We start from the raw sequence: 8,546 nt of genomic DNA on the forward strand, positions 1-8,546 counted from the left end.
CCGCCGCCTGGGCGAGGGCATCGACGCCCTGCCCGGCCTGCGCCTGCTGGCCCCGGTCCGGCTCAACGTCGTGTGCTTCACGCTCGCCGGGGACCCCTCGCAGCAGCGGGTGGACGCGCTGGCGCGGGCGGTCGCCGACTCCGGGGAGGCGTATCTGACGCCGACGGTGTACGGCGGGGTGCCCGCGCTGCGGGCCGCGTTCAGCAACTGGCGTACGACCGAGGCCGATGTGCGGCGGGTCCTGGACGTGCTGGCGGCGGCCTCGGGCTGACTGCTTCAACTCTGCCCGAGCGCCGCGCGGAACCCGGTGTGCACGGCAGTGAGTCCGCCGTCGACCACCAGGGTGGTGCCGGTGATCCAGGCGGCGTCACGGGAGGCGAGGAAGGCGACCGCGGCGGCGATGTCCGCGGGCTCGCCGACCCGGCCGAGCGGGTAGAGGGCTCGGACGGCGTCGAGTTCGTCGTCGCGCCCTTCCCAGGCGGAGGTGCGGACCGTGCCGGGAGCAACGAGGTTCACGCGCACGCCCCGGGCGGCCACGTGCCCGGCGAGGGTCCGGGTGAGCGAGCCGAGGCCGGCCTTGGCGGCGCTGTAGGCGTGGTTGCCGAAGTCCTGCAGGCCGTTGACGGAGCCGATGCCGACGACGGCTCCGCGTCCGGAGGCGGCGAGATGCGGCAGGGCCGCGCGGCAGCAGCGGTAGGCGCCGGTGAGGGTGATGTCGAGGTCGCGGGCCCACGCCTCGTCGGGGTCGTCCTCGAAGAGCGGTACGTCGGGGGTGCAGTGGGCGGCACAGGTGACGAGTACGTCGAGCGAGCCGAAGGCGGCGACGGCACGGGCCACGGCCGCTTCGACCGATGCCCGGTCCCCGACGTCGCACGCGAACGCCTCGGCGGTGCCGCCCTGCCGGCGCAGGGCGGCGGCGGTCCGCTCGGCCTCGGGCAGGTCCCGGTCGGTCACCAGGACCCGCCCGCCTTCCCCGGCGAGCCGCCGGGCGACGGCGGCGCCGATGCCGCGGGCCGCGCCCGTGACGAGAACTCCGTGTCCTGCGAAGCGCTTGAGATCGGTCATGGGGGTGACCGTAGGGCCGCGGGTGATCACCCCGACAGAGGTCGTACGTCCGTGCCGCTGTTCCGGCGGTCCTCGCTCATCGGTAGCCGCTCGCGTCAGCCGGCTTGCCGGCGTCCTGTACCTCGACCAGGTACCGCCAGGCGTCGGGCCTGCTGCCGTCGAGGTCGGTGAACCCGTACTCCCGGGCGAGGCCGCCGCTGGAGAGGGACTGCCCGTTGTGGCGGGCCACGTCGGGGTCCGCGGCGAGTGCGGCGACGGCACGGCCGACGTAGCGCGGGGTCTCGGAGATCGCGAAGTGCGGTTCGCGGGCCAGGGCGTCGCGCCAATTGTCCTCGCGTACGCCGAAGGCCTCCAGCATGATCTCCGAGCGCAGCCAGCCGGGGGTGAGCGCGACGGCGGTGGCACCGCGGGGGCCGAGTTCGTGTCCCAGAGCGAAGGCCATGCGCAGGACGGACGCCTTGGCGAGGTCGTAGAAGAAGTTCACCCGGTAGGTGTCACGGTTGTACTCCGCGGTGCCGTCGGTGACCTCCACCACCAGGCCGCCGGGCCGGCGCAGCAGGAGCGGCAGGGCGAAGTGGCTGGTGACGGCGTGCGTCTCGACGGCGAGCCGGAGCAGCCGGAGCCCGTTGTCGAGGTCGTGCTCCCACACCGGGGTGTCCCACTCGAAGAGTTTCTCGCCGCCCCAGACGTCGTTGACGAGGACGTCCAGGCGGCCCTGTTCGTCCGCGATGCGGTTCACGAGGTCCCGTACGGCGGAGGTGTCCAGGTGGTCGACGGGGACAGCGATGCCGTGTCCTCCCGCCTCGGCGACGAGGCCGGCGGTGTCCTCGATGGTCTCGGGGCGGTCGTACTCGGAGCGGCGGGCGCGCGTGGTGCGCCCGGTGACGTAGACCGTGGCGCCGGCCGCGCCGAGTTCGACGGCGATGCCGCGTCCGGCGCCCCGGGTCGCCCCGGCGACCAGCGCCACCTTGTCCTGCAACGGCCCTGACATGTCCGACCTCCCGTACGGCACCACTGCTGTCGTCCCCCACTGTCGCGGGAAAGCCCGACATCTTCTGTCGGCTTTTCTCAGCGGCGGGGTCTGTCGTCCAGGTCCTCGTGGCCGGTCACGATCCAGAGCCGGCGGCCCTGGTTCGACTCGTACCCGAAGTCCCGCAGCGCGTCGCCCGCGTCGACGCGCCGGGAGGTGTCGCCGACGACGGCGAGCCGCAGCCGGTGGTTCACGAGCTTCTGCAGGACCGCACCGGCCACGCCCGGCCGCAGCCGGAAGAACTCGTCCGCGACCTGAACCACCGGCACCACAACGAGTTCCGCGCCCCGCCCTCTCGCGTCACCGATCGGATCGAGGGCCGCTCCCTCGCCGTCGAGCACGGGGCCTCCGGGGCTGCAGCGCAGAATGCGCACGTCGTGGAGTGTTTCGAGTGTGCCGGTGGTCATGGCCGTGATCGCAGGGCGACCCTGCGGTCAGTGCCCGCGCTCGATCCACTCCTCCAGATGGGGTGCCTCGGCGCCGATGGTGGTGGGGTCGCCGTGCCCGGTGAGGACCTTGGTGTCCGGCGGGAGGGTGAGGAGCCGGTCTCGGATGGAGTCGATGATCGTCGGGAAGTGGGAGTACGACCGTCCCGTGGCACCGGGGCCGCCCTGGAAGAGGGTGTCGCCCGTGAAGACGACGCCGAGCCCGGGTTCGTACAGGCAGACAGCGCCGGGGGCGTGGCCGGGGGTGTGCAGGACGGTCAGGTCGGCGCCGGCGGTCTCCAGGACCTGGCCGTCGGCCAGATGACGATCGGGCTCGCGGCCCGGGTGGGTCATCCTCCACAGCAGCAGGTCGTCGGGGTGCAGCCAGATCGTGGCGCCGGTCAGCTCCGCGAGGGCGGGCGCGGCATTGATGTGGTCGTTGTGGGCGTGGGTGCACACGATGGCGCTCAGCCGCCGGTCGGCCACCGCGTCGGCGATGGCCTCGGCGTCGTGGGCGGCGTCGATGACGATCACTTCGCGTTCGTCGCCGACGATCCACACGTTGTTCTCGACGTCCCAGGTGCCGCCGTCGAGGGTGAACTGCCCACTGGTGACGAGCCGTTCGATGCGCGTGGTCATCACAGCACCACCACCGAACGCAGCACGTCACCCTGGTGCATGCGGTCGAACGCCTTCTCCACCTCGTCCAATTGGATGGTCTCGGTCACGAACGCGTCCAGCGGCAGCCGGCCCTGCAGGTGCAGGTCGATCAGCATCGGGAAGTCCCGGGAGGGCAGGCAGTCGCCGTACCAGGAGGACTTGAGCGCTCCGCCGCGTCCGAAGACGTCCAGCAGGGGCAGTTCGAGCTTCATCTCGGGGGTGGGGACGCCGACCAGGACGACCGTGCCGGCCAGGTCGCGGGCGTAGAAGGCCTGCTTGTACGTCTCGGGGCGGCCGACCGCCTCGATGACGACGTCGGCGCCGAAGCCGTGCGTCAGCTCACGAACGGCCTCGACCGGGTCGGTCATCGTGGAGTTGACCGTGTGGGTGGCGCCCAGCGCGCGGGCCTTTTCCAGCTTGCGGTCGTCGATGTCCACAGCGATGATCTTCGCCGCGCCGGCCAGGTTCGATCCGGCGATGGCCGCGTCGCCGACGCCGCCGCAGCCGATGACGGCGACGGAGTCGCCGCGGCCGACGTTGCCGGTGTTGATAGCGGCGCCGATGCCGGCCATCACACCGCAGCCCAGCAGTCCGGCCACGGCCGGGGAGACGGCCGGGTCGACCTTGGTGCACTGTCCGGCCGCCACGAGCGTCTTCTCGGCGAACGCGCCGATGCCGAGCGCCGGGGAGAGTTCCTGGCCGGTGGCCGCGAGGGTCATCCTCTGCCGCGCGTTGTGGGTGTTGAAGCAGTACCAGGGCCGGCCGCGCAGACAGGCCCGGCAATTCCCGCACACGGCACGCCAGTTGAGGACGACGAAGTCACCGGGTGCCACGTCGGTGACGCCCTCGCCGACCGACTCCACGACGCCGGCGGCCTCGTGGCCGAGCAGGAAGGGGAACTCGTCCGAGATTCCGCCCTGTTTGTAGTGCAGATCGGTGTGACAGACGCCGCAGGCCTGGATGCGCACGACGGCCTCGCCGGGCCCCGGGTCCGGTACCACGATCGTCTCGACCCGTACGGGCTCGTCCTTCCCCGGTGCGATTACGCCGCGGACTTCCTGCGCCATGGCCTGGCCCCTTTTCCTCGATGTGCCTTCGGAGCCGACCCTACGCGCGACCGATCGCCGACGGCACGGAGCGCGGCGGCGCCAGTGGATCTTTCCGGCCGGGGGCGGGGGGATCTTTCCGGCCGACGGCGGTTCCCGGTCGGCGGACCGCCGGAGGACAACGGTGAGGGCCGTCCCGGCGGGGACGGCCCTCACCGACACGAAAGGTTCAGGGCCCGACGGCGGGCGGCGGGCCGCTCACGGTGCGGTGAGGTCGGTGACCTGGCCCAGTTCGTCCAGCCGGTTCAGCTCGTCGAGCTTGTCCAGCGCCCCGGTGCGCACCGCGACCCTCGGGGCCCGGGACTTGCGCTGGGCGGGGATCTCGCCGACCTTCTGCGGGTCCACGGTGGTCATCGGGTTGCTCTGCCCCGTGTGCGGAGTGCTCGCACCGGCCGCGTTCGCGAGCGGCGCGACAAGACCCGTGACCCCGGCGGCCAGGCCGACGGCGGCGACGATACGTCGTGTTGAGATCATGCCTCCAGCAACGGCGCCGGGCGCCGGACGGACACGGTCGCCCTACGGCGCTCACCCGTCAGGCGGAGCGCCGCCGGCCGCGCTTGCCGTGCCCGCCCGGGCGGAGGAGTCTCGAAGGTGGGGCGCGTTGCGGTCCGCTCCCCCGCCGGGCCGCGGACGCCCGAAGGAGGTCAACCATGGGCACCGCGACAGCCTTCGACACCGAGACGCTGCGCCGGGGCATAGAAGGGAAGTCCGAAGGCGCCCTTCTGTCGCTCTACGCGGAGGATGCGGAGGTCCGCATCATCGACCGCAACACCCAGCCGAGCCATCCCAAGATCCTGCACGGCCGGAGCCAGATAGGCGAGATGCTCCAGGACGTCTACAGCCGCGACATGACGCACAAGCTGGACCAGTGCATCATCCAGGGCGACCGGGCCGCCTACAGCGAGTCCTGCCAGTACGCGGACGGCACCCGCGTCCTCGCCGAGTCGATGGTCACGCTGCGTGATGGAAAGATCGCCGAGCAGATCCTGGTCCAGGCATGGGACGAGTAGGAAGGAAGACGGCGAGGGTCCAGGTCACCTCCCGGCTGGCCTGGACCTTCTCGGCCCGCGCGACGCTGGGCCGGGCCCGTGCCCGGCGGCCGGGACCGGTTTCGGCAGCAGGTCTGCAGGCGTCGCTCGTTCTCCTCCGGTCAGCACTGCGGGCAGCGCGCTCGTGCCCGCATCCGCCCCTGCCGCATACGCCTCGCACGCGGCATGCCCGGCTCCGGTGAGCCGTACCCCGCCCCGTCGGCGGTCATGGCCGAGGTGTCCGGGCTGTCGCCCTTCTTGTCGGCTCCTGTCGGCGTGGATCCCGCACAGAACCGCCGCTCCCGATGCGGCCACAGCGGGCTCCGCGCCCTCGGTTAGGCTGTGGGCGGGCCGTGACTGGCGCTGAGGTGGAGCACCACCGGGGAGCGGCCCGTGCTGAATGCCGCGCGCCTGGGCGATGAAGGTCGATCACCTCAGGAGCGCACATGACTCAGGCCCGGCTCATGGACGGCACCGCCCTCGCCCGCCGCATCGTCGAGGAGACCGCGCAGCGGGCCGCCGATCTCACCGAACGGACGGGCGGCACACCCTGTCTGGCCACGGTGCTGGTCGGCGAGGACCCGGCGTCCGTCACCTACGTCCGCATGAAGCAGAACCGCTGCCGCAAGGCCGGTATCGCCTCGCGTCACGTGGCGCTGCCCGCCGGCACGACCACCGCGGAACTCGTGGGCACGCTGCGGGAGTTGTCGGCCGACCCGGCCGTGCACGGCATCCTGCTCCAGCACCCGGTCGGCGACCACGTCGACGAGCGGGCCGCGTTCGAGGCGATCGCGCCGGAGAAGGACGTCGACGGCGTCACCTTCGCCTCCTTCGCGACGATGAGCTTCGGCCTGCCGGGGTTCGTGTCCTGCACGCCCGGCGGCATCCTCCGGCTGCTCGACGCCTACGACGTCGACCCGGCGGGGAAGCGGGCCGTGGTGGTGGGCCGCAGCGCGATCCTCGGCAAGCCGGTGGGCATGCTGCTGCTGGCCCGCGACGCGACGGTGACGTACTGCCACTCGCGGACCGGGGACCTGTCCGCCGCGGTCCGGGAGGCGGACATCGTCGTCGCCGCCGTCGGACGGCCGCAGCTGATCCGGGGACAGGACATCAAGCCGGGCGCGGTCGTCGTCGACGCCGGTTACAACCCCGGCAACGTCGGCGACGTCGACTTCGACTCGGCCGTCGAGCGGGCCTCGCTGATCACCCCGGTGCCGGGCGGGGTCGGCCCGATGACGATCGCCACGCTGCTGGAGCAGACCGTGACCGCCGCCGCCCGGCAGCTCGGGGTGTGATCAGCGCATCCAGGCGCTGTACCCCATGACGTCCCCGGCCTTCACCCGGTATGCGGGGTCGTCCTTGGTGAAGGTGTACTCCATACCGAGGACGGCGCCGGTGCGCGGTTCCAGGATCAGCATGTGCCGGATGGCTCCGGCGTCGTACACGTAGGCCCGGCCGGCGCGGCCGAGGCGGTCGGTCACCCCGCCGGCCGGCCGCAGCCCTTTGGCCCCGGCGAACAGCCGGACGAGGGCCGCCGACTCGCGGGCGCCGAGGGTCCAGTGGTCGAGCAGTTCCGCCGCGGCGTCGAAGAGTTCCGCGGTGCTCAGCGGAGCCGTGCTGCGGTCGACCTGGGGACGGGCGATCTCGGTGAGGTAGGCGCTCAGGGCCGCCGCGGTGTGCGGCGGGGTGCCCTCGGGCGGGGCGTCGCTCCACATCGGCGGGTACGTGGTGCGGCTGATCACATGGCCGTCCGCCACCTCGTGCGGGTTGTCGCCCTCGTCGGTCAGGACCGGGCGGCCGGGCCTGAGCGGGTCGGTCGCCACGACCAGTTCGGTGTGGGTGGCGTCCGCCCGCCAGCGCACCACCCGCTCCTCGGGAAGCGTGACGGGCGGCTTCTCGTCGCCCAGGCTGAGGCTCCACGTCTGCACGTGCGTGCCCTGACGCAGCCGCGGTGAGCCGCCCGACGCGGCCGCGTCGGCGAGGGCGACCATGTCCCTCAGCGGTACGGGCGTGGAGTTGAGGTGGACGGCCAGCGGTCGCGGCGCGGCGACGGCCGTCGGGGTGCTCGGGCCGCCGAGCACGGCGTCGAGGGCGATCGCGAAGACGACGACGGTGGCGGCGAGGCCCCAGACCAGCCGGGCGCGCGGGCCACGACCGGGGAGCGCCGGGAGCAGCCGCGGACGGCGCCGCGGACGGTCCTCGTCGCGCAGCAGCCGCTCCAGGTGCCGCTCGGCACCGTGGTCCAGCGGCCCGTCGCCGAAGCGGGGGCCGTCGGTCGGCGCCGGGTTGGCCCGGCGCAGGAGTTCGAGTTCGTCAGCCATGTCGGTGGTCCTTGCAGAGACTCGCGTCGGCGGGGGCGGCCACGGGGGCGGAATACCTCTCGGTCGCGGCGGGACGCATCCGGTCGATCTCGGCTCTGAGGCGGCTGCGCGCCCGGTGCAGGCGCATCGCCGCGGCCCGTCTGCCGCAGCCGAGGGCGACCGCGATGTCGTCGGCACCCAGCTCCTCCCACGCCGCGAGACGCAGCACCTCCTGGTCCGCCGGGGACAGCCGGGCCAGCGCCTCGTGCACCCAGGCGCCGGGGGCCTCCGCGTCGGGGCTGTCCACGATGTGCCGGCCGTGCGCGGCCTCGTCGTTGCCCATCCGGTCCACCAGCCGCCGTCGGCGTCCGTAGCCGCGTACCGCGTTGGCCAGGCAGTTGCGTGCCACGCCGTACAGCCAGGGCAGCGGCGATGCGGGCAGGTCGGCCCGGCGGCGCCAGGCCACCGTGAACACCTCCGCCACCACTTCCTCCACCTCGTCGGCCCGCCCCGGAAGTCGCCTTGCGACATAACGGCTGACCGCCCAGTAGTGCTCGCGATAGGCAGCGGCGAAGATCTCGTCGTTGCTCATGTTCCGTTCGTGTCCGGCACCCCCCGGATCGTCACACCCTTCTTCCGTGATGTTCCTCGCGCCGTCCGAGTGTGACCCACGGGCCGGGCGCGGACACAGGCGGGGCGTGAAGAGGATCCAAGACATCAGGGCCGTACGGTGGCTGACGACCACCGATCACAAGACGATCGGAACGCTCTATCTGGTCACAGCGTTCGGGTTCTTCCTGATCGGTGGTGTGATGGCGCTGCTGATGCGCGCCGAGTTGGCCCGTCCGGGCCTGCAGATCATGTCGAACGAGCAGTTCAACCAGGCGTTCACGATGCACGGCACGATCATGCTGCTGATGTTCGCGACGCCG

At 72.5% G+C, this 8,546-nt stretch carries 11 protein-coding genes, 1 pseudogene and 1 riboswitch; of the genes and pseudogenes, 4 read left to right on the plus strand and 8 right to left on the minus strand.

Annotated elements, in window-relative coordinates; all coding sequences use genetic code 11:
• A pseudogene (locus tag AB0H32_RS44580) lies at positions 1–271 on the plus strand (aspartate aminotransferase family protein); the annotation flags it as partial.
• 5 nt (positions 272–276) lie between these two features.
• On the opposite strand, the gene AB0H32_RS44585 reads toward AB0H32_RS44580, so the two are convergent.
• From AB0H32_RS44585 to AB0H32_RS44610, 6 genes are all read right to left on the minus strand, one after another.
• Positions 277–1,065, minus strand: a complete 789-nt coding sequence (locus AB0H32_RS44585; RefSeq protein ID WP_361134232.1) for an SDR family NAD(P)-dependent oxidoreductase — start codon at positions 1,063–1,065, stop codon at positions 277–279.
• Positions 1,066–1,141: 76 nt separating this feature from the next.
• Positions 1,142–2,056 carry an SDR family oxidoreductase gene (locus AB0H32_RS44590; RefSeq protein WP_361134235.1) on the minus strand — a complete coding sequence of 305 codons (915 nt, stop codon included), beginning with the start codon at positions 2,054–2,056 and terminating at the stop codon, positions 1,142–1,144.
• 77 nt (positions 2,057–2,133) lie between these two features.
• Entirely contained in the window at positions 2,134–2,502 is a 369-nt protein-coding gene (locus AB0H32_RS44595; protein WP_361134238.1) for a DUF4180 domain-containing protein, read from the minus strand.
• Positions 2,503–2,529: 27 nt separating this feature from the next.
• Positions 2,530–3,159, minus strand: a complete 630-nt coding sequence (locus tag AB0H32_RS44600) for an MBL fold metallo-hydrolase (protein ID WP_361134241.1) — start codon at positions 3,157–3,159, stop codon at positions 2,530–2,532.
• Positions 3,159–4,247 (minus strand): S-(hydroxymethyl)mycothiol dehydrogenase, encoded by a 1,089-nt coding sequence (locus AB0H32_RS44605; protein WP_361134243.1) that lies wholly within the window; start codon positions 4,245–4,247, stop codon positions 3,159–3,161. The genes AB0H32_RS44600 and AB0H32_RS44605 overlap by 1 nt, the downstream gene beginning before the upstream one ends.
• Positions 4,248–4,484: 237 nt before the next feature.
• Complete coding sequence (locus AB0H32_RS44610; RefSeq protein ID WP_361134246.1) at positions 4,485–4,760, minus strand: hypothetical protein; 276 nt, start codon at positions 4,758–4,760, stop codon at positions 4,485–4,487.
• 176 nt (positions 4,761–4,936) lie between these two features.
• Here AB0H32_RS44610 and AB0H32_RS44615 point away from each other — a divergent pair, with 176 nt between their 5' ends.
• Positions 4,937–5,296 (plus strand): nuclear transport factor 2 family protein, encoded by a 360-nt coding sequence (locus tag AB0H32_RS44615; RefSeq protein ID WP_361134249.1) that lies wholly within the window; start codon positions 4,937–4,939, stop codon positions 5,294–5,296.
• Positions 5,297–5,657: 361 nt separating this feature from the next.
• Positions 5,658–5,738, plus strand: a riboswitch (ZMP/ZTP riboswitch).
• Positions 5,739–5,760: 22 nt separating this feature from the next.
• Positions 5,761–6,609: a bifunctional 5,10-methylenetetrahydrofolate dehydrogenase/5,10-methenyltetrahydrofolate cyclohydrolase gene (locus AB0H32_RS44620; protein ID WP_361134251.1), complete on the plus strand. Its 849-nt coding sequence runs from the start codon at positions 5,761–5,763 to the stop codon at positions 6,607–6,609.
• On the opposite strand, the gene AB0H32_RS44625 is transcribed toward AB0H32_RS44620, so the two are convergent.
• The gene (locus AB0H32_RS44625; protein ID WP_361134254.1) at positions 6,610–7,635 is read right to left on the minus strand and encodes a CU044_5270 family protein; all 1,026 of its coding nucleotides are present in this window, start codon (positions 7,633–7,635) and stop codon (positions 6,610–6,612) included. It lies immediately after the preceding gene.
• Entirely contained in the window at positions 7,628–8,206 is a 579-nt protein-coding gene (locus tag AB0H32_RS44630; protein ID WP_361134257.1) for a sigma-70 family RNA polymerase sigma factor, read from the minus strand. The genes AB0H32_RS44625 and AB0H32_RS44630 overlap by 8 nt, the downstream gene beginning before the upstream one ends.
• Positions 8,207–8,312: 106 nt before the next feature.
• Here AB0H32_RS44630 and AB0H32_RS44635 point away from each other — a divergent pair.
• Positions 8,313–8,546, plus strand: a 234-nt coding sequence (locus tag AB0H32_RS44635; RefSeq protein ID WP_361134260.1) for a cbb3-type cytochrome c oxidase subunit I, incomplete at its 3' end; no start/stop codon positions are given.

Source organism: Streptomyces sp. NPDC020362 (genome assembly GCF_040642095.1).
Lineage (GTDB): Bacteria > Actinomycetota > Actinomycetes > Streptomycetales > Streptomycetaceae > Streptomyces.